Here is a 25,788-nt window from a genome sequence, read left to right on the forward strand (position 1 = left end):
GTGTTAAGGTTCTATTTTTTCTTTTTTGGGTTTTAAAATAAAAGCTGCATTATACTTCCTTTTTATTTTAACTAAAGCACGGTCGGCTTCTAATCGAGTTTTAAAGTTGCCAACCCAAATTTTACGATTATTTGGAGGGTCAAATTTTATAGTAGAACTCCAATCTGTAAAATCTTCTCTAAACTCGCTCTGAACTTTTACAGCGTTATTAGCATTACCTTTATAAATCTGAATAGTATAGTTAAATTGAGATTTATTAACGCTTTTTTTTAGAGCCAATAAGCGATCGATATCGTTATCTTGATTAACAGTAACAACACCTTGAGCATTAGCATCTACAATACTTATACTTAAAAAAAGTACAGCTAATGCGATGATTTTAAATAAGTTTTTAATCATTTCAAATTTAATTTAGTGCAAATGTAAAATATATAAACTTAAACATTGTGTTTTTTATTATTTAGAATCCTTATAAATTAGAAATTAACGTATATCTAACATTTCTAAAATGGACTATAAGTATTACTTTTGTGCGAGATTTTTAGAACCGAATATTTTCTATTTGTATATGAAAAAATCGTACCAAAGTTTGGAAGACAATTCTACTAACGATATGAAACAGGTGATACACCGCAATTTAACCTCAAGAATTCTATTTTTAGGTTTTATTTTTATAACTTCTTTATCTACATCATTATTTGCTCAAGATGGCGATCCTGTAGCTGGAAAAGCATTGTTTAATGCAAATTGTGCAGCTTGTCATAAGCTAGATAAAAAAATGACTGGACCTGCATTGCGTAATGTAGAGCAACGTTTAGCAGATGATGAAGGATTAGATAGAGAGTGGATTTATGCATGGATTAAAAACAGCCCGGCAGTTATTAAATCTGGAGATGCTTATGCTAGTAAGATTTATAGCGAATATAATAATTCACCAATGACTCCTTTTCCTCAATTATCTAATGAGGAAATCGACAATATATTAGCATATACTGCATTTGTTCCAGAAGGAGGAGACGATAAAACCCCACTTCCACCTACACCAACTGATGAAGGAGGAATCTCAAAAGAATTACTATTAGGAGCATTAGCTATCCTTTTTGGCTTATTAGCTGTAGGTTTAGTTATTGTGAACAGAACATTACGTCGTTTTGCAAATGCTAACGGGGTAGAAATAGAAGAGAAAGAAAAAGGAACTTCTCTTTGGAAAGCATTTGTTAAGAACCAATTTTTAATGTTGGTTACTGCAATCTTCTTTTTATTAGCAAGTGGTTATTTTGTATACGGATACTTTATGCAAGTAGGTGTGGATCAGGGGTACCAACCAGTACAACCAATACATTTCTCACATAAAATTCACGCAGGAGATAATAAAATAGATTGTAAATACTGTCACTCTTCAGCAAGAGTAAGTAAAACATCAGGGATTCCATCACTAAATGTGTGTATGAACTGTCATAAATCTATTTATGAATATACTGGTGAAACTACTGCAGAATATTCTAAAGAATTTTACGATGGTGAGATTAAAAAATTATACGAAGCAGTAGGTTGGAACGATGCAGAACAAACATATACTGGAGAGACAAAACCTGTAAAATGGGTGCGTATTCATAATCTTCCAGATTTTGCATATTTTAACCACTCACAACACGTTACAGTTGGAGGTATAGAATGTCAAACATGCCATGGTCCTATCGAGGAAATGGAAATTGTAGAGCAATTTGCACCACTTACAATGGGATGGTGTATTAACTGCCATAGAGATACAAATGTTAAAACAGAAGGTAATGAGTACTATACTAAGATACACGAGCAGTTATCTAAAAAGTACGGTGTAGATAAACTAACCGTTGCTATGCAAGGTGGTTTAGAATGTGGAAAATGTCATTACTAATTTATTAAGAAGCATAATTCAATTATAATATGTCATCAAACAAGAAATATTGGAAAAGTGTTGAAGAGCTAAACGAAAAAAATAGTTTAGTTGTTGAATCTTTTAAGCAAAAAGAGTTTGTTGAAGAAATTCCAACGGATGAGTTCTTAGGAGATAAAGAGACTCTTGAATCTTCTAGCACAACACGTCGTGATTTCTTAAAATATGTTGGTTTTAGTACTGCAGCAGCATCTTTAGCAGCTTGTGAAGGACCTGTAGTAAAATCCATTCCTTATGTTGTACAGCCAGATCAAATTATTCCTGGAGTAGCTAACTACTATGCAACATCTATTGCTAACGGATATGATTTTGCAAGTATATTGGTTAAAACTCGTGAGGGAAGACCGATAAAAATTGAAAATAATAATCTGGCTACTACAAATGGTAGTGCTAATGCTAGAGTTAATGCTTCAGTTTTAGATTTATATGACAGCTTAAGAATTAAAGAACCCGAAAAAGCAGGCGAAATAATTTCTTGGGATGCATTTGATACTGAGATAAAAAGAGAATTAAATAGATTGTCTGGTGGAACTAAAGATATTGTGTTATTAACACAAACTTTTGCAAGTCCATCTACATCTAGATTGATTTCAGAATTTAAAGAAAAATATGGCAATGTTCGTCATGTAGCTTATGATGCAATATCAGAATCTGCAGCGATTGAAGCATTCCAAAATAAATATAACGAACGCGGTTTAGCAAACTACGATTTCTCTAAAGCAGAGACTATTGTTTCTTTTGGAGCAGATTTCTTAGGAGATTGGCAAGGTGGAGGATTCGATTCTGGATACTCTAAAAGTCGTGTGCCTCATCATGGTAAAATGTCACGTCATATTCAGTTTGAATCTAATATGAGTCTTACTGGAGCAAATGCAGACAAACGTATACCGTTAACACCAAGTCAACAAAAAGTAGCATTAGCTAAATTATATGGTAAAGTATTTGGAACATCTGTTTCAGGAAGCTTACCGGCAAATATTGAAGAAGCAGTAAATAAAGCAGCTTCAGAATTATCAGAAGCTGGACATAATGGCGTTGTAGTTACTGGGATTTCAGATGTAAATGCACAAAGCTTAGTACTTGCAATTAATGAAAAAATTGGTAGCACTGTGTTTGATGCTACTACACCTATAAAAACAAGACAAGGAGATGATAAAGCAGTAAATCAATTAATTTCGGATATGAAATCTGGAAACATTGGAGCTGTTATAATGAGTGGTGTTAACCCTGCTTATACATTACCTAATGCTTCAGATTTTAATGAAGGATTAAAAAATGTTGATTTATCTGTAGCGTTTTCGATGAAAGAAGATGAAACATCATCTTTAACACAGTATATTGCTGCAGCACCTCATTATTTAGAATCTTGGGGAGATGTAGAATTAAAGAAAGGACATTTTGGATTAGCGCAACCAGCTATTCGTCCATTATTCAATACAAGACAATTTCAAGATGCTTTATTAATATGGAACGATAACGCTTCTACGTATCATGACTATATTAAAAGTAATTGGAACGAAAATATATTAAACGGCTCATCTTGGAATCAAGCATTGCATGATGGTACTTTTGTTGGAACTACAAGTTTAACAGAAGAAACTACAAATGCAGAAACAGAATCATCTACAATTAATGTAGATGCTGCTGCAAGAACCTTAGCCTCTGCTTCATCAAACGGATATGAGCTAACATTGTATCCTAAAACAGGAATGGGAGATGGACAACAAGCTAATAACCCTTGGTTGCAGGAGTTTCCAGACCCGTTAACCAGAACAACTTGGGATAATTACTTAACCATGTCTGAAGCTGATGCTAAAGAATTAGGCTTTTATTTAGAAGAAAGTACATTCTTTTCTCAAGAAAGACACGATGCTACAGGAGGACTTAATGGTAAATATGCTAACCTTACTGCAAATGGAGTTACTGTAAAAGTTCCAGTAATGATTCAACCAGGGCAAGCTAAAGGCTCTTTTGGAATGTCATTTGGTTACGGTCGTAGTTTAGGTTTAAAAGCAGAAATGCAAACAGGTGTTAATGCGTATCCATTATATAAAGATTTTAATACGATCCAAAATGTAACAATCGAAGCAACTTCTGGAAAGCATGAGTTTGCTTGTGTACAGTTACAAAATACTTTAATGGGTCGTGGTGATATTATTAGAGAAACAACTTTAGAAGTTTTCAATTCTAAAGATAAAGAGTATTGGAACCCAATTCCTGTAGTATCATTAAATCACGAAGAAACTCCAGTAACATCTCCAGAAGTAGACTTATGGGATGAGTTTGATCGTTCAATAGGACATCACTTTAACTTGTCTATCGATTTAAATGCTTGTACAGGATGTGGTGCTTGTGTTATTGCTTGTCACGCTGAAAATAATGTGCCAGTAGTTGGTAAAGAGGAAATTCGTCGTAGCCGTGATATGCATTGGTTACGTATTGATAGATATTACTCTTCAGAAGATACTTTTGAACAGGATGATACTAAAAAGGATGAGTTCTCTGGATTATCAGGAGATAAAGGATCTTTAAGCGGATTTGGAGAATTAGAAGATCCAGCAGCTAACCCGCAAGTAGCATTCCAACCAATAATGTGTCAGCACTGTAATCACGCACCTTGTGAAACAGTATGTCCAGTAGCAGCAACATCTCATGGTCGTCAAGGTCAAAACCATATGGCGTATAACCGTTGTGTTGGTACACGCTATTGTGCAAATAACTGTCCTTATAAAGTACGTCGTTTTAACTGGTTCTTATACAATGGGAATGATGAATTTGATTTCCATATGAACGATGATTTAGGACGTATGGTAATCAATCCAGATGTGACAGTTCGTTCTCGAGGGGTAATGGAAAAATGTTCTATGTGTATTCAAATGACACAAAAAACAATTCTTGATGCGAAGCGTGACGGAAGAAAAGTTAAACCTAACGAATTTAAAACAGCTTGTTCTGCAGCTTGTAGTAGTGGAGCAATGATGTTTGGAGATATAAACGATAAGCATAGTGATATTACTGCGCTTAAAGATGATAATAGAGCGTATCACTTACTTGAGAGTGTTGGTACAAAACCAAATGTGGTGTATCAAACTAAAGTAAGAAATACAAAAGAAGCATAATAAATTAATCAAGAAATAATTAGATAAGGATTATGGCGTCTCATTACGAAGCACCTATTAGAAGACCTTTAGTAACAGGAGAAAAATCATACCACGACGTAACTGTTGATGTGGCTGCCCCTGTAGAAGGACGAGCAAATAAACAGTGGTGGATTGTTTTTTCTATTGCTTTAGTAGCTTTCCTTTGGGGAATAGGTTGTATAATTTATACAATATCAACAGGTATTGGTACTTGGGGATTAAACAAAACCGTAGGCTGGGCTTGGGATATTACTAACTTCGTTTGGTGGGTTGGTATTGGTCACGCAGGAACGCTTATTTCTGCAGTACTCTTATTATTCCGTCAAAAATGGAGAATGGCAATTAACCGTTCTGCAGAAGCGATGACAATTTTCTCAGTAGTTCAAGCTGGACTATTCCCAATCATACACATGGGCCGTCCTTGGCTAGGATACTGGGTATTACCTATTCCAAATCAATTTGGATCATTGTGGGTAAACTTTAACTCACCACTACTTTGGGATGTATTTGCAATTTCTACATATTTATCTGTATCGTTAGTATTCTGGTGGACAGGATTACTTCCAGATTTTGCAATGATTAGAGACAGAGCTGTAAAACCTTTCCAGAAAAAAATATATAGCTTATTAAGTTTTGGATGGTCTGGCCGTGCAAAAGATTGGCAACGTTTTGAAGAAGTATCTTTAGTACTTGCAGGTTTAGCAACACCATTAGTACTTTCTGTACATACTATTGTATCGTTTGACTTTGCTACTTCGGTAATTCCGGGTTGGCATACAACAATATTTCCGCCATACTTTGTAGCAGGAGCAATTTTCTCAGGATTTGCAATGGTAAATACACTTCTTATCATCATGAGAAAAGTGTGTAATTTAGAAGATTATATTACTGTACAGCACATCGAATTAATGAACATAGTCATTATGATTACAGGTTCTATTGTTGGTGTGGCTTATATTACAGAGCTGTTTATCGCATGGTATTCAGGAGTAGAATTCGAACAATATGCATTCTTAAACAGAGCAACAGGACCTTATGCTTGGGCATATTGGGCAATGATGACATGTAATGTGTTCTCCCCACAATTTATGTGGTTTAAGAAATTAAGAACAAGTATTATGTTCTCTTTCTTTATTTCGATTGTAGTAAATATAGGGATGTGGTTTGAACGTTTTGTAATTATCGTAACTTCATTACATAGAGATTACCTACCATCATCTTGGACAATGTTCTCTCCTACATTTGTAGATATCGGAATATTTATAGGAACAATAGGATTCTTCTTTGTATTATTCTTATTATACTCTAGAACGTTCCCAGTAATTGCACAAGCAGAAGTAAAAACGATCTTAAAGTCGTCTGGGCAACGTTATAAAAAAATAAGAGAAGCAGGACAGAGTTTAGTAGGAACAGGAGCTGATAAAAGAACTTCTAAAGAAGGACCTTCAGAAGCAAGTACAGAACAACAAACAAACAACGAGTAGCATATGGAAACTTCAAAAGTAATTCACGCTATTTATACGGATGATGATGTGTTAATGGCAGCAGTTAAAAAAGTAAAAGCTGAAAAACATCATATAGAAGAGATATATACACCTTTCCCTGTACACGGGTTAGACAAAGCTATGGGACTAGCACCTACACGAATTGCAATTACAGCATTTATGTATGGATGCGTTGGCTTAACAGTGGCGATTGTAATGATGAATTTTATTATGATTAAAGATTGGCCTCAGAATATTGGAGGAAAACCAAGCTTTAGTTATATCGAAAATATGCCTGCATTTGTTCCAATTATGTTTGAATTAACAGTATTTTTTGCAGCCCATTTAATGGTAATTACATTTTATTTACGTAGTAGAATGTGGCCATTTAAAAAAGCTGAAAACCCAGATCCAAGAACAACAGATGATCACTTTTTAATGGAAATTCCTTTACACGGAAATCAAACAGAATTAGAAGGATTATTAAAGGAAACTGGAGCAGTAGAAATTAATATAGTAGATAAAGAAGAAGCACACTAATAATTATGAAGAGCTTAATAAAAATATCAATATTAGCGGTAGTTTTAATAACCATAGTATCATGTCAAAAAGATACAAGACCAAACTACCAATTTATGCCTAACATGTATGTGTCTGCAGGGTATGAAACGTATAGTGAGTCAGCTGCATTTGCTAATGGAGTAGAAGCACAATTACCAGTTGAAGGCACTATAGCAAGAGGATATTCATTATTCGAATATGGTAATAGTAATGATGAGTATAATAGAGCAAAAACAGATCTTACAAGTCCTTTAGATTCTACTCATGTAGATTTAAAAAGAGGAAAAGAATTATACGATGTGTATTGTGGTATTTGCCATGGTAATAGAGGAGATGGACAAGGTAATTTAGTGAAAAGAGAAAAGATTTTAGGAATCCCTAGTTATGACGATGCAGGTAGAGCTATCACAGAAGGGAGTATTTATCATGTAATTTATTATGGTAAAAATACAATGGGTTCTTACGCCAATCAACTTAATGAAGAAGAACGTTGGCAAGTAACTGCTTATGTTCTATCATTAAAAGAAGCATTAACAAAATAGATTAGATAAAGTTATATATCAACAATATGTATACGTTTTCAAATAGATTAAAAATATTTTCTGTAGCACTTATAGTTATAGGTTTAATAGGATATATCACTAGTTATGTTTCTGCACAAGGAACGTCATTAGATGATGTTAAAGAAATACTAGCAGAGGAAGCATCACATGGTGGTGGTCATGGTGAAGCATCGGATCACAGTACAACATCTGTAGAAGAGCGTGGTGAGACTGCAAATCATTCTGAAGAAACCAGTGAACATGGCGAAGATGTTTCTCATAATGAAGGTGAAAACGCAGAACATTCTCAAGGAGAGCATACAGAAGAAGTTAAAGAAGAAAGTCATTCAGGTGAAACAGGCGAGCATGTTATGAAAACTGAAGGCGGTCACGGAGATGAAATGGGTCATGGAGACCCAAATGCTCATGCAGAGCATGTAATGCATCAAATACATAACAGACCTTACTCAGCATTATATGTAGCAGCATTTTTCTTTTTTATGATAGCATTAGGAGTGTTGGCATTCTACGGAATTCAGTATGCAGCACAAGCAGGTTGGTCACCAGTACTCTTTAGAGTTATGGAAGGAATCACGTATTATGTACTACCAGGAGGTTTAATTGTATTAGCAATTGCATTTTGGGCTGGAGATCATATCTTTATTTGGATGGATCCAGAAGTAGTGGCACATGACGAATTAATACAAGGTAAACAAGGATGGTTAAACCAAGCAGGGTTTTTTATTAGAGGATTCATCTTTCTTGGAGGATGGAGTTTATATCGTTTCTTCTCTAGAAAATTTTCAATTGCTCAAGATAGCGCAGATGATAACAGAAACTTTAAGAAAAACTTCCGTATTTCAGCAGCATTTTTAGTGTTCTATATTTATACAGAATCAATGATGTCTTGGGATTGGATCATGAGTGTAGATCCACATTGGTTTAGTACACTATTTGGCTGGTATGTGTTTGCAAGTATGTTTGTAAGTGGTATTACAGTAATAGCATTAATCACAATCTACTTAAAATCGAGAGGATATTTACCATTTGTTAATGATAGTCATTTACACGATTTAGCAAAGTTTATGTTTGCAATAAGTATTTTCTGGACATACCTATGGTTCTCTCAATTTATGCTTATTTGGTATGCAGACATCCCGGAAGAAGTTACATATTTTGCAACACGAATAGCAGATTATAAATTACCGTTCTTCGGAATGTTAGTGATGAACTTTATATTTCCATTCTTGGTATTGATGAATAGTGATTACAAACGTATTCCTTGGTTTATTGTAATGGCTGGTATTATAATTTTAGCTGGACATTATATAGATGTGTTTAACATGATTATGCCTGCAACGGTTGGTGACCGTTGGGGAATTGGCTTAGCAGAAATTAGTGCAGTGATGCTATTTGCAGGATTGTTTATGCTATTAGTATTCTATGCAATATCTAAAGAATCATTACTAGCAAAAGGAAATCCATTTATTAAGGAAAGCGAACATTTCCATTATTAATTAAATTAAATAAAGAAGAAAGACAACAATGACTGCTTTATTAACAATAATAGTTTTAGTATTTATTACAGTTGCAATTTGGCAAATGGTTAAGATCTTTGATTTAGCACAAGCTAAAAGAGATAATACAGAGATTGCTAATGATAAAGATAATAGAATCAATGGTTATTTAATGATAGGATTCTTAATCTTCATTTATGTTATTACAATTGTTTGTATGGTAAAATGGGGAGACCTACCATTAATGTCTAACTCTGCATCAGAACACGGTCCTGATATCGATAATTTAATGATTATCTCAATGGTCATTATTTTTATAGTGCAAACTATTACTCAGTTTTTACTACACTATTTCGCATTTAAATACAAAGGTGAGAAAGGAAGAAAAGCATTATTTTTTGCAGATAATGATAAATTAGAAATTATTTGGACATCGATTCCTATTGTTGTTTTAGCAGGGTTAATTATTTATGGATTATTCACTTGGTCAGAAATTATGAATGTTAGTGAAGATGACGACCCTATAGTAATTGAATTATATGCACAACAATTTAACTGGAAGGCTAGATATTCTGGACAAGACAATACTTTAGGTCAAGCTAATGTTAGATTGATTAACTTAGATAATGCAAACATATTAGGAATAGATGAATCAGATCCTAATGCTCAAGATGATATTATTACTACAGAACTACATTTACCTGTAGGGAAGAAAATATTATTTAAAATGCGTTCTCAAGATGTATTGCATTCTGCATATATGCCTCACTTTAGAGCACAAATGAATTGTGTCCCTGGGATGATCACTCAATTTGGATTTACACCTACTGTAACTACGGAAGAGATGAGGCAAACTCCTCAAATGATAGAGAAAGTTCAAAGAATTAATAAAATTAGAGCAGAGAATAGTAAGAAATTAATTGCTAAAGGAGAAGAAGCTCTTGAACGATACGAGTTTGACTATTTATTACTTTGTAATAAGATTTGTGGAAAATCACATTACAATATGCAGATGAAAATTATTGTTGAGTCTGAAGAAGAATACAATGCTTGGTTAAAAGAGCAAAAATTATTCAAAAACTCGTTGGTAAAAAACTAATTAAGAACAACTAAGATTTAAAAATAAAGATAGATTATGTCAGCACACGCAGATACTCACGCACACGACGACGACCATGGACATCATCATAAAGAAACCTTTGTAACTAAATATATATTTAGTCAAGATCATAAAATGATTGCAAAGCAATACCTAATTACAGGTACAATTATGGGAGTTATAGGTGTTTTAATGTCTATGATGTTTCGTATGCAAATCGCTTGGCCAGAAGAACCAAATGTGCTTTTTGAAGCATTATTAGGGAAATGGGCACCAGATGGTGTTATGGACGCCGATATCTATTTAGCTTTAGTAACTATTCATGGTACTATAATGGTATTCTTTGTGTTAACAGCAGGATTGAGTGGTACGTTTAGTAACTTATTAATTCCGTTACAGATTGGGGCGCGAGATATGGCTTCAGGATTTCTTAACATGGTTTCTTATTGGTTATTCTTTTTATCTAGTATAATAATGGTAATTTCATTATTTGTACAAGCTGGACCAGCAGCAGCAGGTTGGACAATATATCCACCTTTAAGTGCATTGCCATTAGCACAAGGAGGATCAGGTATGGGAATGACTTTATGGTTAGTTTCTATGGCTATATTTATTGCATCTTCTTTATTAGGATCGCTAAATTATATCGTAACGGTTTTAAATTTAAGAACAAAAGGAATGTCTATGACGCGTTTACCGCTTACCATTTGGGCATTTTTTGTAACGGCTGTAATTGGTGTAGTATCGTTCCCGGTTTTATTATCTGCAGCATTGTTATTGATAATGGATAGAAGTTTTGGAACTTCATTTTTCTTATCAGATATATTTATTCAAGGTGAAGTATTGCATTATCAAGGAGGATCTCCTGTATTATTCGAACATCTATTTTGGTTCTTAGGACATCCTGAGGTATATATTGTATTACTTCCAGCATTAGGAATTACTTCCGAAATTATAGCCACAAATTCACGTAAACCAATTTTTGGTTACCGTGCCATGATCATGTCAATTCTAGCAATTGCATTTTTATCGACTATTGTTTGGGGCCACCATATGTTTATTTCAGGAATGAATCCATTCCTTGGATCTGTATTTACATTTACAACATTATTAATTGCGATACCGTCAGCAGTAAAAGCATTTAATTATATTACTACGCTCTGGAAAGGTAACCTCCAGTTTAACCCGGCTATGTTGTTTTCAATTGGTTTAGTATCAACATTTATTACAGGAGGTTTAACAGGAATTATTTTAGGAGATAGTGCTTTAGATATTAATGTACACGATACGTATTTCGTAGTAGCTCACTTCCATTTAGTAATGGGTATCTCTGCATTGTATGGTATGTTTGCAGGAATCTATCATTGGTTCCCTAAAATGTTTGGACGCATGCTTAATAAAAACCTAGGATATATTCATTTTTGGGTAACTGCAATATGTGCTTATGGTGTATTCTTCCCAATGCACTTTATTGGTATGGCAGGATTGCCAAGACGTTATTATACAAATAGTAACTTCCCGTTATTTGACGATTTATCAAATGTAAATGTGATTATTACCATATTCGCATTAATAGGAGGAATTTTTCAATTGGTATTCTTATGGAACTTCTTTTACAGTATCTTTTACGGAAAGAAAACAGTTCAAAACCCATGGAAATCTAATACATTAGAATGGACAGCTCCAATTAAACATATTCACGGAAACTGGGAAGGAGAGATTCCTCATGTTCACCGTTGGCCATATGACTATAGTAAGCCAGGTCATGATGAGGATTTTGTACCTCAAAATATTCCATTAAAAGATGGAGAAGAAGAGTTGAATCACTAATATTAGATATATAATATATTAAAAAGCCTTTCTATTTTTAGAAAGGCTTTTTGCATTTGTTTAATAGAGTTCTTTTATTAACCTATTATCCTGGGCATTCATTTGGATTATAATTACAGAAATTATTTGTAACTGTTCCGTAACATGTTATAAAAGGATCTTCAGTATTTGGATATGCACAACAATCTCCTGGACCTGTAAAATAAAGAGCAGAACCAAACACACAAGCATTTCTTGTGATACCTCCATTAATTGCTTTTTGTTCATTTTTGTTTAGGGATTTACCTAATTTTGATAGATTTTTCATAATAATAAGATTTAATAATTATTTAAATCTGTGATCATTTAAAGACACTCACAGTTTGTGTCTATTGCCTCGCGAGAGAATATTTTCTAATTATTAAACACACTTTTAAGTTGGGAGAAGAAGCGCTGAATAAGGCGCAGATCTTCAGTAATAATTTCAGCACTCCCATTCATTTCATGTTTAAAAGGAATTTCTTTTTTATAAGAGGTGATCAGTGTTTTAGGTAACGAAGTATTTACCAGATACAACCCTTCCTCATCAGGAAATAAAGCAATACTTTCAATATATCCCTGAAGCGTTCCAAACTCAGTATCAGGATAGTTTTGTAATTTAATATTTACCCTTTGTCCAACCTTTAACTTTCCTGAGTTTTGAGCAGGTGTTTTTAATTTAGCGATATAGGCAGAGTTCTCCTTAGGGATAATGGTAAAAAGCAGATCCCCTTGATTAACAGTTTGATTTACCGTCCATGTATTTAAAAAAGAGACCTTTCCATCAATATTAGACTGTAAGACATAACGCAGCTCCCAATCTTTAATAGCGCGTTTTAATTGATTAAAAGATTGAACTGCCGTTTTAAATAACAGTACCTCTTCTGTAGATTTATTAATTGTAGTGGTTTTAGATGCTTTATTAGCATTACTAATGGCCTCTCTGGTTTGAGAGATAGAATTGCTAATACTTGTTAAATTACTTTCAGCTCGAATATAATTAGCCTCTTCTCTCTCATAAGCTTGAGCAGCAATAAGACCTTTACTAAACATATCCTTATTACGATCAAGATCTTTTTTTTGAAGAGCTAGTTCAGCTTTACCAGATTCGTATTGTGCTTTTTGTACTTGTAGTCTAAAGATGAGTTCTTTTTTAGAGATGAGATTTGCATTTTCTTCGTTAGAGAAAGGTTGATATTTTTTGTTATTGATATATCTTAAGAAATCAAGTTCAAAGGCGGCATAGTTTTGTTGAATATCTCCTAGGTTTAAAACAGGGATGGAAGCAATGGGGAACTCAAAGGATTTATTATTAACTGCAATAGTATCTATAATAGACTTAAGAAGAAAGACATCATTGTAGTTAGCTGTGTTCTCTAGAATGGCAAGAGGAGTTCCAGAGCTTACTGTGTCATTATCAGAGATCAGAATAGATGCTATTTTACCATTTATTGTGGCATATTCTTTTTGAGGAGGGATTATAGTTGTGATTAGTGCTTGGGATGCAATGATATCTGGATATTTTACAAACCAGGAGATAAAGAGGAGCATTACAATTAGAGATAATACTAAGATGTTCCCCCAACGGATCATCCAAGAAGGAGTGGCTTCAAGAATCTCTTGGACTTCTTCACTACGAAGTTCTATGTGTTGATTATTTTCTGGCATAACTAATATTTTGATTTAATAAGAGCACAGGAATAATTTCCTGTACTCAAAAAAGCAATTGAACTTCACAATAGAATTAAAAAGGGTTGCACGGTTCTAACCCTAGTACATCAAGACAATGGGATTCGCTTAAAGCATTAAAACACATTCCTGCAAAACTGCAAGCAAAACCATTTGATCCTCCATTAATAGCTTTTTGCTCAATTTTGTTTAGGGCTTTCCCTAGATTTTTTAAATTTTTCATGATTTAAATATTTTATAGTTAAATAAACTGTGAGTATTTATAAAACACCCACAGTTTGTATCTATTTAGTAATAAAAAGATTAGAAATATTTCTAATCTTTTTGCTTGCAACCGAGGAGTTTAGAAGAAAATACCTTGGCATGCTCCATGTGTAGGAAGAACACATAAGCCTCTACAACATACATGATCTGGTCCAGCAATATTCAATGGGTCATTGCAGAAAAAAGCATTAGGTGTAGGACAAAGTGGTTGATCATCTTCTCCTGGGAAACCAAAATCTCCTCCATTAATAGCTTTTTGTTGTTGCTTGTTTAGGGTTTTTCCTAAGTTTTTTAAATTTTTCATAATTAAAATATTTAATAATTGTTTAAAAAACTGTGAACCATTTAAAGACACTCACAGCTTGTGTCTACTCTTCGCGAGAGAATATTTTAGAGTTTTGATTGATAACTTTACAGATTTAAAACAGAGCAAGTTTTTAAACTTGCTCTGTTTATTAATGATTAAACACAAGCTATTACACAGGTGCTAGTAAATTCATCACATACTAGAGGAATGACACTACCTTCACAATCTCTATCATTTCTACAAGCATCTGGATTAGATCCTCCATTAATAGCTTTTTGCTCAATTTTGTTTAGGGCTTTTCCTAAGTTTTTTAAATTTTTCATAATTAAAATATTTAATAATTGTTTAAAACCCTTGATCATTTAAAGACATTCAAGGCTTCTGTCTAATCTTCGCGAAAGATTTATTTATAATTATACGCAAAGAGGAACACCACCATCATCACATAACTCCCCCGCGTTTACATTATAAGTAAAAGGGAAATTTTCAATACATACATAATTACTTCCTTGATGAGACCCACCATTAATCATTTCTTGTTGATTTTTGTTTAGGGTTTTCCCTAAGTTTTTCAAATTTTTCATGATTTAAAATTTTAATAATTTAATAAACCTGTGAACATTTAAAGACACTCACAGTTTGTGTCTACTCCTTGCAAGAGAATATTTTAATCACCCAGCTCTAATTGATTTTTGACCAGGTTGTAATAGTTTCCTTTTAGTTTAATGAGCTGTTGATGATTTCCAATTTCTACGATCTTTCCTCCATCAAGCACTACGATCTGATGTGCGTTTTTTACCGTACTTAATCGGTGTGCAATCACTACAGCCGTTTTATCTTTAAAAAAAGTATTTAGTTTTTTCATGATCACCGTTTCATTATTCGCATCCAATGCCGAGGTGGCTTCATCAAAGAATAGAAATCTCGGATTTTTATAGACTGCTCTAGCAATAAGCAAACGCTGTTTTTGTCCAGTACTAAGACCTGTTCCTTCAGTTCCTATTTTAGTATTCACCCCCAGGGGGAGATTATCAATATAATCAGAGATGTTGGCCACATCAATAGCATGCGCTAGTTTATCTTTATCGACATAATCCTGTCCCACTGCAATATTATGAGCAATAGTATTATTAAAGATATACCCCTCTTGCATGACCACCCCACAGTGCTCACGCCATACCTTTTGAGAGATATTATTGAGATTAAAATTATTGATCGATATATCCCCTTTCTCGACTTCATAGAATCTGAGTAAGAGTTTCATCAGTGTGGTTTTCCCACTACCGCTCACTCCTACAATAGCAGTTGTTTTATTAGCAGGGATGGTTAAGGACAATCCTTTGATCACAGGCTCTAAGCTTCCGATATATCTAAAAGAGATATTATTGAGTTGAATGCCTGAATTCTCAGGGAGTGATTTCACTTTTTCGTCAGTAGCTAATTCCTCATCCTCTTTATTGTGAATTTCTCCTAAACGATCTAAAGAGATTTTAGCATCTTGGACATCTCTCATAAAACTAATAAGCTGACTGATAGGCGCATTGAGCTGTCCTACGATAGAGGTAATGGCCAGCATGGCCCCCAGCGTAATATCTCCATCAACCACTAACTTAGCAGAGAGAATGGTAATGAACATGTTCTTGAGCTCATTAATAAAATTAGATCCTACGGATTGTGTTTGTTCTAAGACAAGATTCTTGGTAGAGATCTTAAAGAGGCGTGCCTGTACAAACTCCCAGTTCCATCGCATGCGTTTTTCAGCATTGTGGAGTTTAATTTCTTGCATACCATTGATAAGCTCAATGACCTTACTCTGCTCGTTACTGACTTCATGAAACCGTTTGTAGTCGAGTTCTTTTCTACGTTTAAAGAAGAAGAGTACCCATCCAACATATAGTAAACTCCCAAAGAAGAAGACACTAAAGATTTGTAAGCTGTAATAGCCCAGCACAAAACTAAAGACGATCAGATTAAAGAAAGAGAACAACATGGTAAGTGAGGAGGTGGTTAGAATCCTTTCAATACGCTTATGATCGTTAATGCGTTGTAATAGATCCCCTGTCATTCGTACATCAAAGAAAGAGATGGGGAGTTTCATGAGCTTTATAAAGAAATCAGAGATCAGAGAGATATTAATACGTGTACTGAGATGCAAAAGAATCCAAGACCGAATAATTTCCAGGGAAGCTCTACCAATAAAGAGGAAGAGTTGAGCTGCAAGTACGAGATAGATAAAGTTGAGATCTTGATTTTTAATACCGACATCGACCACACTTTGAGTTAAGAATGGGAAGATGAGTTGTAATAGACTCCCAGCAAGCAGACCAATGGCTAGTTGTACGACAAACCGTTTGTATTTATAGACATACTTTAAGATAAATCCAAAGCCAAAGGATTGTTTGTCATCATCAAACTCTTCGTTGTAGAACAAGGGTGTGGGTTCTAAGAGTAAGGCAATGCCTTCTTCAGTAGCGTCATTGGCATTGTTACCGATCCAGAACTTGATAAACTCAGTTTTGGAGTATGTTAATAGCCCATGAGCAGGATCAGAGACATAGACAGTATCTTTTTTTATTTTATAGACCACGATATAGTGGTTCTTGTTCCAATGTACAATACAGGGGAAGGAGGCTTGTTTTAACTTCTCAAAAGAGAGTTTCACTCCAAGAGAGCGAAAGCCAAGAGATTCTACTGCATCACTAAGACCAAGCAAACTACTTCCTTCACGAGTGGTTTCGGAGAGTTCACGTAATTGTTGTGCACTAATGGTCTTACCATAATGTTTGGCAATGATCTTAATACAGGTAGGGCCACAGTCTTTAGCCTCGGCTTGTTTGTAAAATGGAAATTTTAATCTCAAAGGTGATTACTTTATATTACTTAATAAAAACCTCCTCTAAGAGAGGTTTTAAACTAACTAGATATCAAATTGAAAAACTTCTCTAGAAAAGAGAAGTTTTTATTAGATACAAGACCTAACTAAAGGACTGTCTGGACAACTTATGTTTAAATTGAATGTAACACATTGAGGGTTTTCTGCAGGACAACCACTATTGTTAGAACATTCATGCTCACATACACCACCACTACTAATTCCAGCAGGCCCTAATCCTCCATTAATATGTAATTGCTCTTGTTTATTTAGGGTTTTACCTAATTTTTTCAAATTTTTCATAATAAAATGATTAATAAATTATATTTGCTGTGAACATTTAAAGACACTCACAAATTGTGTCTATTCTTCGCGAGAGAATATCTTGTTCAGTAAAGCCCTTAATTGGGCTTTACTTATTTATACAGTTTTATGTAAAGTGTTAGTTTGTTTCAGGTTAGCATTTTCATAGAGATCTTCAATAAAATAGATCAGTTCAGAACGTTCGTATTCTTTAGGGAAAGAACGTCCGTTTATTAAGATCTCAGGAGTGAAGTTGATGTTTTTGTCCTTACACCATTCACTAGCTAGTTTAAGCGTATTTAAATAAGGTGCTCTGTTATTAGTTTCTCCCCACTTATTAAACCACTGTTCAGACGTTAAGCCTCCATAGATGTCATGCATGGCCTCTAAACATTTTGCTTTGCTTTCAGTATGATACAACTCCAACAACCTGCTGGTAATATTAATTAAAGGCGTATTATCCTGGTGAGTACTAAAACGAATGTGTATCTGAACCTCTTCAGAATGTTTTTTTAATACCTGTTCTATTAAGGTATGTACAGGTTTACAATGCCCACAAAACGGACTTGTGATAAGTGTAATGTTTAAAGGTGCCTCAGGATTTCCGAAAACAACTTCAGACGCACCTGTAATAGTAGTATCTACAACTGTAGATTTATTTAATAAAGCCTCAAACAAGCTGTAATCTCTTTTAAACTTAAAATACTTGATCTTAGACTCTTTAAGTTCTTTGATGAGTTTAATATTAGGAGAGAGTATATTCCAGATGGTAAACACAGATAAGAAACTAAAGGAGCTCACCAGTAGAGCATTTAGAGTAATATTAGAAAGTATAATAGAGTTATAATTAAGAGAAAGAATAAGAGCAGCCTGAATCCAAAGTACGGCGGTAACACTTAAACATAAGAAACACCATTGTTTGACTACTGCATATTGATAGTAAATAGAATACAATGTCACAGGAATGGCAATTAAACTAAAAATAAATACGATAGTTAAACTACTTGCAATAAGTGTTAATAGTAATGTAGATAGCAATAGACCAATAAAGTAAATCATACTAAAATCACTTAGCTTATACCTTCCAAATTGAGCTCCTTTAGAAGATAATACAGAATTACAACTGTTACCTGTATTAGTAGATTGAGAACAGAAGGCATCCCCTAAGAGAGATTGTTCACCCAGTTCTTGTTTTATAATAGCTCTACTTATATAGACACCTATGGCAGATAATAAAAAGTAGACAGCAGTACTTAAGCTGGAGCTCACTTTAATAAAAAGACCAGCTAAGAGCATTAGAGATAAAGAGATAAGAATAGTATTTACTTTAGAGGTGTTATTTTTTTTAAGTTCAATACCTTCTGTTTTTTCGACAGCGACGATGATGCCGGTAAATTTCTCTAGAAACTCACTAGAGGACACATTTTGTTTTTTCTTATCACCAGAGATGAGATTATAAACTTCATTATTGTTGTTCACAATAACAAAACTCATTCCGCTTTCATCTTTGATCTGAGCTAAGAAACAATTAGGGAGTTGCGATAGTGTTTCTTGATTGATGGGGACATCCAGAGCGATGTTATCGATATTAAAATGATCTAGGACTCCTGTTATGGAATGTAGACTTGGATAGGAAGGATGGCTTTCTATTTGAAAGGATAACTCTTCTTTATCACAAGAGATGGCATTGTTAAATAATAATAGTTCTACCTGAGTTGCTAAGGAATTGTTCACAGTAATTTATTTTTTTGAGAAAATCACTGAAAAAAAACATAAAAAACAAAAGTAGGGAGGCTTGTTAGTACTTATAGATTAAGGTTTGGGAATAATCATTTAAATATAAGAAATGAAGCGCATTTATATAAAAATTATAACTCTTGAAACCCTATAATTATCTATAACAGATGGTTAAGTTACAGTAATATCAATAATTAATTTCAATATAAAGCTACTTATAAAATTTTAATTTTAATTACGGTAAAACCTTACTTTGGTTACGGTAAAACCTCACTTTGTAATATTTTACTATAATAGTGTTTGAAATAATTAACAAAACTTTATGTGTTAAATATTTTAAACTGTTAAAAAACAAATAAAACTTATGTTAAGCATTTTTTAATAACTTGAATAATATAAATAATGACTTTTAAGTATCAATAGGCTTTTTCTTTATATTTGTTTTGTATGAATGAAAACCTTAACCCATCTAACGATAACCTTTCTTCTGAAGAATATGATATAGAAAGAGCATTACGACCACTTTCTTTTGAAGATTTCACAGGGCAAGATCAGATTTTAGAGAATCTAAAAATATTTGTAAAAGCTGCTAATCTTAGAACAGAGGCTTTAGATCATACATTATTTCACGGCCCTCCAGGATTGGGTAAGACTACACTAGCGCATATACTAGCAAATGAACTAGGTGTAGGTATAAAAGTAACTTCTGGACCAGTTTTGGATAAACCAGGAGATTTAGCTGGATTGCTTACGAACTTAGAAGATCGCGATGTACTTTTTATAGATGAAATTCACCGTTTAAGCCCTATTGTAGAAGAATATTTATACTCTGCAATGGAAGATTATAAAATTGATATTATGATTGAATCTGGACCTAATGCCAGAACAGTTCAAATTAATTTAAATCCATTTACTTTAATTGGTGCAACCACACGATCAGGGTTATTAACTGCTCCAATGCGTGCACGTTTTGGAATTAGTAGTCGTTTACAATATTATTCTACAGAATTACTATCCACTATTGTAGAACGAAGCGCACATATTTTAAATGTTCCTATTTCTATGGAAGCCGCTATTGAAATAGCAGGAAGAAGCAGAGGAACTCCAAGGATAGCTAATGCGCTCTTGCGTCGTGTTCGTGATTTTGCACAAATAAAAGGCAATGGAGAAATTGATATTGAGATATCAAAATTTGGATTGAAAGCCTTAAATGTCGATGCGCACGGATTAGATGAAATGGATAATAAAATTTTAACTACCATTATAGATAAATTTAAAGGAGGCCCAGTAGGAATAACAACATTAGCCACTGCAGTAAGCGAAAGCTCAGAAACTATTGAGGAAGTCTACGAACCATTTTTAATCCAACAAGGTTTTATAATGCGTACACCACGTGGTAGAGAAGTAACAGATTTAGCTTATAAACATCTTGGACGTATAAAAGGAAATATTCAAGGCGGGTTGTTTTAAATATTCTGTTATAGATAACTTATTCTAGAACTTCATAATAGTGAAATCAAAAACCTCATATACACAATTAATAAAAACCGAAGCGAAACGCCTCGGTTTTTTATCTTGTGGAATGAGTAAAGCAGAATTTTTAGAAGAAGAAGCTCCTCGATTAGAAAAATGGTTGAAAAATAATATGCATGGAGAAATGCGTTATATGGAAAATCATTTTGATAAACGTTTAGATCCAACCAAATTAGTAGAAGGCTCAAAAAGTGTGATTTCTTTGATATTAAATTATTATCCTTCAGAAGTTCAAAAAGATGAAACTGCTTTTAAAGTTTCTAAATATGCTTATGGAACTGATTATCATTTTGTTATTAAAGATAAATTAAAAGAATTAATACATTTTATACAAACTGAAGTAGGAGAGGTTAATGGTCGTGCTTTTGTAGATTCAGCACCAGTTTTAGATAAAGCTTGGGCAGCAAAATCAGGATTAGGATGGATAGGTAAACACAGTAATTTATTAACGCAGCAAGTAGGATCATTTTATTTTATTGCAGAGTTAATTGTTGATTTAGAATTAGATTATGATACACCAGTAACAGATCATTGTGGAACCTGTACTGCATGTATAGATGCTTGCCCAACACAAGCAATCACTGAACCTTATGTAGTAAATGGTAGTAAATGTATTTCGTATTTTACGATTGAACTTAAGGAAAATATCCCTTTAGAATTTAAAGGGCAGTTTAATGATTGGATGTTTGGTTGTGATATTTGTCAAGATGTATGTCCTTGGAATCGATTTTCAAAAACACATAATGAACCCTTATTCAATCCACACCCAGAATTGCTTTCGATGTCTAAAAAAGATTGGGAAGAGGTTACGCAAGATACATTTAATAAAGTATTTAAAAACTCAGCAGTAAAGCGAACTAAATTTTCAGGATTAACTCGTAATATTGAATTTTTGAAAGATTGATGATTATTTCTTTTTTTTAGGAGGAATTTTTAATCTGTATATCGCTTCAAATTCAAATAAAAAACTCGATTGGATATCAGGATTGAGTTGATTTCTATTATCATTAATATCAAACCCAGGTAATCTTAACCCTATGCGTTGCCCTTGTTGATAAGCTTCATAATTATTACTAGCATGACCAAATTTAGCTCGTAATAAAATATTTTTGTTTAATACTTTAGTTTGAATATAAGCAGTTGCTTTTAAAGAACCTTGATCTGCATACAGATTTGCATCATTCTCATTTACATTATAACTTCTACCTACACCAATATAATCAAATCCAATAGAGAATTTATTAAATGCATAATTTACATCTGCAGAAATAGGAAGTAATACATCCATCGAAAATCGTTTATTAGGACCTAAATAATACCAACCAAAAAAAGGTGTTGTTACAAAACCAAAAGCTTCAGTAGAGCCATAAGCGCCAAATTTATAAACTAAATTTTCTGACTTTTTATAACTAAAAATAGCAATACCTCCATATTGAAGATCATTACTAGATATGTTTTTATAATCTGAAGCTAGTTTTGGGAGGGCAACAAGGCTGCTTGTCCATTTTTCTGAATGATTAATGATTAATCCTAATTTTAATAAAGTACTATAAACTGTAATAGGGTTACTTCCGGGAAATAATTGAAATCTATTCCTGTTAAAAATAGGTCCAGTTACAAATGTATATTTGTCATTAATAACAAATGGGATTGTTAAATCGACATCTAGAGCTTCTACATTAGTACTGCCTGGAGTGTTTTCAAAGTCATTTTTAAATGAATGTCCATATCCTATTGATAAAAGATCTACAAAATCTTGAGCATCTGTAAAAACAGGAAATATAAATAGAACTAAAAATAATTTTTTCAAAGAATGAAATTTAAAACGCAAAAGTAGAGAAATCATATAGGTAAAATGGTAATAAAACCTTTAAAAAAGTAGAAAGGGATGTTAAAAAGTAATATTTAAACGAAAAAACATTAAAAGTATTTCTTTACGATTTTTAAAATAAGAATAACGTTTTAAATTTTGCAATTCCTTTTAAGGGTTTACCTTTGTAAGTCGATATTTAATGAAATTATATGATTAAGCAAAGTAAACGTCGTGAAGCATTAGTGTATCATGCCAAACCAATTCCAGGGAAAATTAAAGTAGTACCTACTAAAAAATATGCAACACAAAGAGATTTATCTTTGGCGTACTCACCCGGAGTAGCTGAGCCGTGTTTAGAAATAGAAAAAGATAAAACAAATGCTTATAAATATACTGCTAAAGGTAATTTAGTAGCTGTAATTTCTAATGGTACAGCTGTTTTAGGTCTAGGCAATATAGGCCCAGAAGCGTCTAAACCTGTAATGGAAGGGAAAGGATTGCTTTTTAAGATTTTTGCAGATATTGATGTATTTGATATAGAAGTAGATACTGAAAATGTAGAAGAATTTATTCAAACGGTTAAAAATATAGCACCAACATTTGGTGGTATTAACCTTGAAGATATTAAAGCTCCTGAAGCGTTTGAAATAGAAAAGCGTTTAAAAGAAGAATTAGATATCCCTGTAATGCATGATGACCAACATGGAACGGCTATTATTTCTGCTGCTGCTTTGTTAAACGCTTTAGAAATTACAGGAAAGAAAATTGATGAAGTTAACATTGTAATAAGTGGAGCTGGAGCTGCAGCAATCTCTTGTACTCGTTTATACCAATCTTTTGGAGCTAAACGAGAGCATATTGTAATGTTAGATAGTAAAGGTGTAATAAGAGATGATAGAGAAAATCTTAGTTCTCAGAAATCAGAATTTGCAACCTCTAGAAAAATTAACACTCTGGATGAAGCAATGAAAAGTGCAGATGTATTTATTGGTTTATCAAAAGCAGATATTGTAACAACAGATATGCTACTTGCTATGGCTAAAGATCCAATTGTATTTGCTATGGCTAACCCAAATCCAGAAATAGAATATCAATTAGCTATAGATACTCGTGATGATATTATTATGGCTACTGGTAGAAGTGATCATCCTAATCAAGTAAATAATGTATTGGGATTTCCTTTTATCTTTAGAGGTGCTTTAGATGTTAGAGCAACCGCTATTAATGAAGAAATGAAAAAAGCAGCTGTTAAAGCATTGGCTGAGCTAGCTAAAGAAGCAGTTCCAGAACAAGTAAATGTAGCTTATGGTGAAACAAGATTAACTTTTGGAAAAGATTATATTATTCCAAAACCATTCGATCCTCGTTTAATTGGTGTTGTACCTCCAGCTGTTGCAAAGGCAGCAATGGAAAGTGGTGTAGCAGAAGAACCTATTGAAGATTGGGAAAAATATGAGAGCACACTTTTAGAACGTTTAGGAGGTGATAATAAATTAGTTAGATTAATACACAGTAGAGCCAAACTTGATCCTAAACGTGTTGTATTTGCTGAAGCAGATCAATTAACTGTTTTAAAAGCAGCTCAAATAGCATATGATGAAGGTATTGCACAACCTATATTATTGGGGCGTAAAGAAAAAATAGAGTTACTTAAAAAAGAAATTGAGTTTGATGCAGAAGTATTAATTATTGATCCTAAAAGTGACGGAGAAGAGGAAAGAAAAGATCGTTATGCAGAAATATATTGGAAGCAACGCAAACGTAGAGGAATTACGTTAATTGCTGCTAAAAAATTAATGCGTGAACGTAATTATTATGCCGCTATGATGGTTAATGAAGGGGATGCTGATGCTTTAATTTCTGGATACTCCAGAAATTATCCTACAGTTGTTAAACCAATGATGGAATTAATAGGTTTAGAAAAAGGTGCGACACGAATCGCTACTACTAACTTATTGATGACAGATCGTGGACCTTTATTTTTAAGTGATACATCAATTAATATAGATCCTACTTCTAAAGATTTAGCTAAAATTGCTCAAATGACAGCAACTACAGTTAAAATGTTTGGATTGGAGCCAGTAATGGCTATGATTTCGTTTTCAAATTTTGGTTCTTCAACAAACGAAAGTGCCACAAAAGTAAGAGATGCTGTAAATTATTTACATCGTTTTTATCCACACCTTATAGTGGATGGGGAATTGCAAACAGATTTTGCATTAAATAATAAAATGAGACAAGATACTTTTCCATTCTCTAAGCTAGCAGATAAAAAAGTAAATACACTAATTTTTCCAAATTTAAATGCAGCTAATATTACTTATAAACTTTTAAAAGAATTAAACAATGCAGAGAATATCGGTCCTATTATGATGGGGATGAAAAAACCAGTTCATATTTTACAGTTAGATGCTAGTGTAGACGAAATTGTAAATATGACAGCAATAGCTGTAATTGATGCCCAGAAGAAGCAAAAAAGAGTTAATTTAAATTAGTTTTTTAATTAAATACTTTGTGAATAATTTTATTACATTTGATTTGCTAACCGTTATCTATTAATGATTACTCATATACAAGGAAAACTTACCCAAAAAAACCCAACAAACGTTGTTATAGATTGTAATGGAATAGGTTATTTAGTTAATATTTCATTACATACATTTTCGCAAATCCCAGATCAAGAAAATCTAAAACTCCTTACTCATCTTCATATAAAAGAAGATTCACATACTTTATATGGCTTTTATTCCTTTGCAGAACGAGAAATCTTTAGACTTTTAATCTCAGTAAGTGGTATTGGTACAAGTACTGCTCGTACAATGTTATCATCTTTAACACCTAAACAAGTAAGAGAAGGAATTGCAAGCGAGGATGTTAGTTTAATACAGTCGGTTAAAGGGATAGGGTTAAAGACCGCACAACGTGTAATTATTGAATTAAAAGATAAGGTATTAAAGATTTATGATATTGATGAAGGATTGAGTTTTCAGAGCAATACAAACAAAGATGAAGCGTTATCAGCATTAGAAGTTCTTGGTTTTGCTAAAAAACAATCTGAGCGTGTTGTAGATAAAATTATATCAAATCAAACAGATATTAGTGTAGAAACCATTATAAAAGAAGCATTAAAAAATTTGTAATTA

The 25,788-nt window shown here is 33.2% G+C and carries 21 protein-coding genes; 12 read left to right on the forward strand and 9 right to left on the reverse strand.

What is annotated here, in order from left to right:
* Positions 1–3: 3 nt before the first annotated feature.
* Positions 4–399, reverse strand: a complete 396-nt coding sequence (locus tag D1817_03170; protein AXT18901.1) for an SPOR domain-containing protein — start codon at positions 397–399, stop codon at positions 4–6.
* Positions 400–613: 214 nt separating this feature from the next.
* On the opposite strand from D1817_03170, the gene D1817_03175 reads away from it, so the two are divergent.
* The 8 genes from D1817_03175 to D1817_03210 all read left to right on the forward strand — a co-directional run bounded on the left by D1817_03175 (position 614) and on the right by D1817_03210 (position 12,109).
* A complete protein-coding gene (locus D1817_03175) occupies positions 614–1,897 on the forward strand; it encodes a cytochrome C (GenBank protein ID AXT21216.1) in 1,284 nt (427 codons plus the stop codon).
* Positions 1,898–1,926: 29 nt separating this feature from the next.
* Entirely contained in the window at positions 1,927–5,055 is a 3,129-nt protein-coding gene (locus tag D1817_03180; protein ID AXT18902.1) for a 4Fe-4S dicluster domain-containing protein, read from the forward strand.
* Positions 5,056–5,087: 32 nt separating this feature from the next.
* Complete coding sequence (locus D1817_03185; GenBank protein ID AXT18903.1) at positions 5,088–6,560, forward strand: hydrogenase; 1,473 nt, start codon at positions 5,088–5,090, stop codon at positions 6,558–6,560.
* A 3-nt stretch (positions 6,561–6,563) separates the two neighbouring features.
* Entirely contained in the window at positions 6,564–7,100 is a 537-nt protein-coding gene (locus D1817_03190) for a DUF3341 domain-containing protein (GenBank protein AXT18904.1), read from the forward strand.
* A 95-nt stretch (positions 7,101–7,195) separates the two neighbouring features.
* Complete coding sequence (locus tag D1817_03195; protein ID AXT21217.1) at positions 7,196–7,663, forward strand: cytochrome c; 468 nt, start codon at positions 7,196–7,198, stop codon at positions 7,661–7,663.
* Positions 7,664–7,689: 26 nt separating this feature from the next.
* A complete protein-coding gene (locus D1817_03200; protein AXT18905.1) occupies positions 7,690–9,180 on the forward strand; it encodes a quinol:cytochrome C oxidoreductase in 1,491 nt (496 codons plus the stop codon).
* Between the two features lie 28 nt (positions 9,181–9,208).
* The gene (locus tag D1817_03205; protein AXT18906.1) at positions 9,209–10,279 is read left to right on the forward strand and encodes a cytochrome c oxidase subunit II; all 1,071 of its coding nucleotides are present in this window, start codon (positions 9,209–9,211) and stop codon (positions 10,277–10,279) included.
* A gap of 36 nt (positions 10,280–10,315) precedes the next feature.
* A complete protein-coding gene (locus D1817_03210) occupies positions 10,316–12,109 on the forward strand; it encodes a cytochrome c oxidase subunit I (GenBank protein AXT18907.1) in 1,794 nt (597 codons plus the stop codon).
* 85 nt (positions 12,110–12,194) lie between these two features.
* On the opposite strand, the gene D1817_03215 is transcribed toward D1817_03210, so the two are convergent.
* From D1817_03215 to D1817_03245, 7 genes are all read right to left on the reverse strand, one after another.
* Entirely contained in the window at positions 12,195–12,416 is a 222-nt protein-coding gene (locus D1817_03215; protein ID AXT18908.1) for a hypothetical protein, read from the reverse strand.
* An 86-nt stretch (positions 12,417–12,502) separates the two neighbouring features.
* On the reverse strand, positions 12,503–13,795 hold the full coding sequence (locus D1817_03220) for an HlyD family efflux transporter periplasmic adaptor subunit (GenBank protein AXT18909.1): 1,293 nt from the start codon (positions 13,793–13,795) through the stop codon (positions 12,503–12,505).
* A gap of 364 nt (positions 13,796–14,159) precedes the next feature.
* Positions 14,160–14,435 (reverse strand): hypothetical protein, encoded by a 276-nt coding sequence (locus tag D1817_03225; protein AXT18910.1) that lies wholly within the window; start codon positions 14,433–14,435, stop codon positions 14,160–14,162.
* Between the two features lie 107 nt (positions 14,436–14,542).
* On the reverse strand, positions 14,543–14,749 hold the full coding sequence (locus tag D1817_03230; GenBank protein AXT18911.1) for a hypothetical protein: 207 nt from the start codon (positions 14,747–14,749) through the stop codon (positions 14,543–14,545).
* Between the two features lie 305 nt (positions 14,750–15,054).
* Positions 15,055–17,247 carry a peptidase domain-containing ABC transporter gene (locus D1817_03235; GenBank protein AXT18912.1) on the reverse strand — a complete coding sequence of 731 codons (2,193 nt, stop codon included), beginning with the start codon at positions 17,245–17,247 and terminating at the stop codon, positions 15,055–15,057.
* 102 nt (positions 17,248–17,349) lie between these two features.
* On the reverse strand, positions 17,350–17,562 hold the full coding sequence (locus D1817_03240) for a hypothetical protein (GenBank protein ID AXT18913.1): 213 nt from the start codon (positions 17,560–17,562) through the stop codon (positions 17,350–17,352).
* A gap of 117 nt (positions 17,563–17,679) precedes the next feature.
* The gene (locus tag D1817_03245; GenBank protein ID AXT18914.1) at positions 17,680–19,296 is read right to left on the reverse strand and encodes a hypothetical protein; all 1,617 of its coding nucleotides are present in this window, start codon (positions 19,294–19,296) and stop codon (positions 17,680–17,682) included.
* Between the two features lie 450 nt (positions 19,297–19,746).
* Between D1817_03245 and ruvB the strand changes: the two genes are divergently transcribed.
* A complete protein-coding gene (gene ruvB, locus D1817_03250; GenBank protein ID AXT18915.1) occupies positions 19,747–20,769 on the forward strand; it encodes a Holliday junction branch migration DNA helicase RuvB in 1,023 nt (340 codons plus the stop codon).
* 40 nt (positions 20,770–20,809) lie between these two features.
* Positions 20,810–21,736, forward strand: coding sequence for a tRNA epoxyqueuosine(34) reductase QueG (gene queG, locus D1817_03255; protein ID AXT18916.1), 927 nt, complete (start codon positions 20,810–20,812; stop codon positions 21,734–21,736).
* A 3-nt stretch (positions 21,737–21,739) separates the two neighbouring features.
* Here the strand turns inward: queG and D1817_03260 are convergent, their stop codons facing one another.
* Entirely contained in the window at positions 21,740–22,642 is a 903-nt protein-coding gene (locus tag D1817_03260) for a hypothetical protein (protein ID AXT18917.1), read from the reverse strand.
* 212 nt (positions 22,643–22,854) lie between these two features.
* Between D1817_03260 and D1817_03265 the strand changes: the two genes are divergently transcribed.
* Positions 22,855–25,140 carry an NADP-dependent malic enzyme gene (locus D1817_03265; protein ID AXT18918.1) on the forward strand — a complete coding sequence of 762 codons (2,286 nt, stop codon included), beginning with the start codon at positions 22,855–22,857 and terminating at the stop codon, positions 25,138–25,140.
* Between the two features lie 63 nt (positions 25,141–25,203).
* Complete coding sequence (gene ruvA / locus D1817_03270) at positions 25,204–25,785, forward strand: Holliday junction branch migration protein RuvA (GenBank protein AXT18919.1); 582 nt, start codon at positions 25,204–25,206, stop codon at positions 25,783–25,785.
* The last annotated feature ends 3 nt before the right edge of the window (positions 25,786–25,788 follow it).

It is taken from the genome of Flavobacteriaceae bacterium, from assembly GCA_003443635.1.
GTDB lineage: Bacteria > Bacteroidota > Bacteroidia > Flavobacteriales > Flavobacteriaceae > AU392.

Bases quoted from the DNA above. Each gene is read 5' to 3' on its own strand.
- D1817_03170 (AXT18901.1), bottom strand. From the start codon at position 399: ATGATTAAAAACTTATTTAAAATCATCGCATTAGCTGTACTTTTTTTA.
- D1817_03175 (AXT21216.1), top strand. From the start codon at position 614: ATGAAACAGGTGATACACCGCAATTTAACCTCAAGAATTCTATTTTTA.
- D1817_03180 (AXT18902.1), top strand. From the start codon at position 1,927: ATGTCATCAAACAAGAAATATTGGAAAAGTGTTGAAGAGCTAAACGAA.
- D1817_03185 (AXT18903.1), top strand. From the start codon at position 5,088: ATGGCGTCTCATTACGAAGCACCTATTAGAAGACCTTTAGTAACAGGA.
- D1817_03190 (AXT18904.1), top strand. From the start codon at position 6,564: ATGGAAACTTCAAAAGTAATTCACGCTATTTATACGGATGATGATGTG.
- D1817_03195 (AXT21217.1), top strand. From the start codon at position 7,196: ATGCCTAACATGTATGTGTCTGCAGGGTATGAAACGTATAGTGAGTCA.
- D1817_03200 (AXT18905.1), top strand. From the start codon at position 7,690: ATGTATACGTTTTCAAATAGATTAAAAATATTTTCTGTAGCACTTATA.
- D1817_03205 (AXT18906.1), top strand. From the start codon at position 9,209: ATGACTGCTTTATTAACAATAATAGTTTTAGTATTTATTACAGTTGCA.
- D1817_03210 (AXT18907.1), top strand. From the start codon at position 10,316: ATGTCAGCACACGCAGATACTCACGCACACGACGACGACCATGGACAT.
- D1817_03215 (AXT18908.1), bottom strand. From the start codon at position 12,416: ATGAAAAATCTATCAAAATTAGGTAAATCCCTAAACAAAAATGAACAA.
- D1817_03220 (AXT18909.1), bottom strand. From the start codon at position 13,795: ATGCCAGAAAATAATCAACACATAGAACTTCGTAGTGAAGAAGTCCAA.
- D1817_03230 (AXT18911.1), bottom strand. From the start codon at position 14,749: ATGATCAAGGGTTTTAAACAATTATTAAATATTTTAATTATGAAAAAT.
- D1817_03240 (AXT18913.1), bottom strand. From the start codon at position 17,562: ATGAAAAATTTGAAAAAATTAGGTAAAACCCTAAATAAACAAGAGCAA.
- ruvB (AXT18915.1), top strand. From the start codon at position 19,747: ATGAATGAAAACCTTAACCCATCTAACGATAACCTTTCTTCTGAAGAA.
- D1817_03265 (AXT18918.1), top strand. From the start codon at position 22,855: ATGATTAAGCAAAGTAAACGTCGTGAAGCATTAGTGTATCATGCCAAA.
- ruvA (AXT18919.1), top strand. From the start codon at position 25,204: ATGATTACTCATATACAAGGAAAACTTACCCAAAAAAACCCAACAAAC.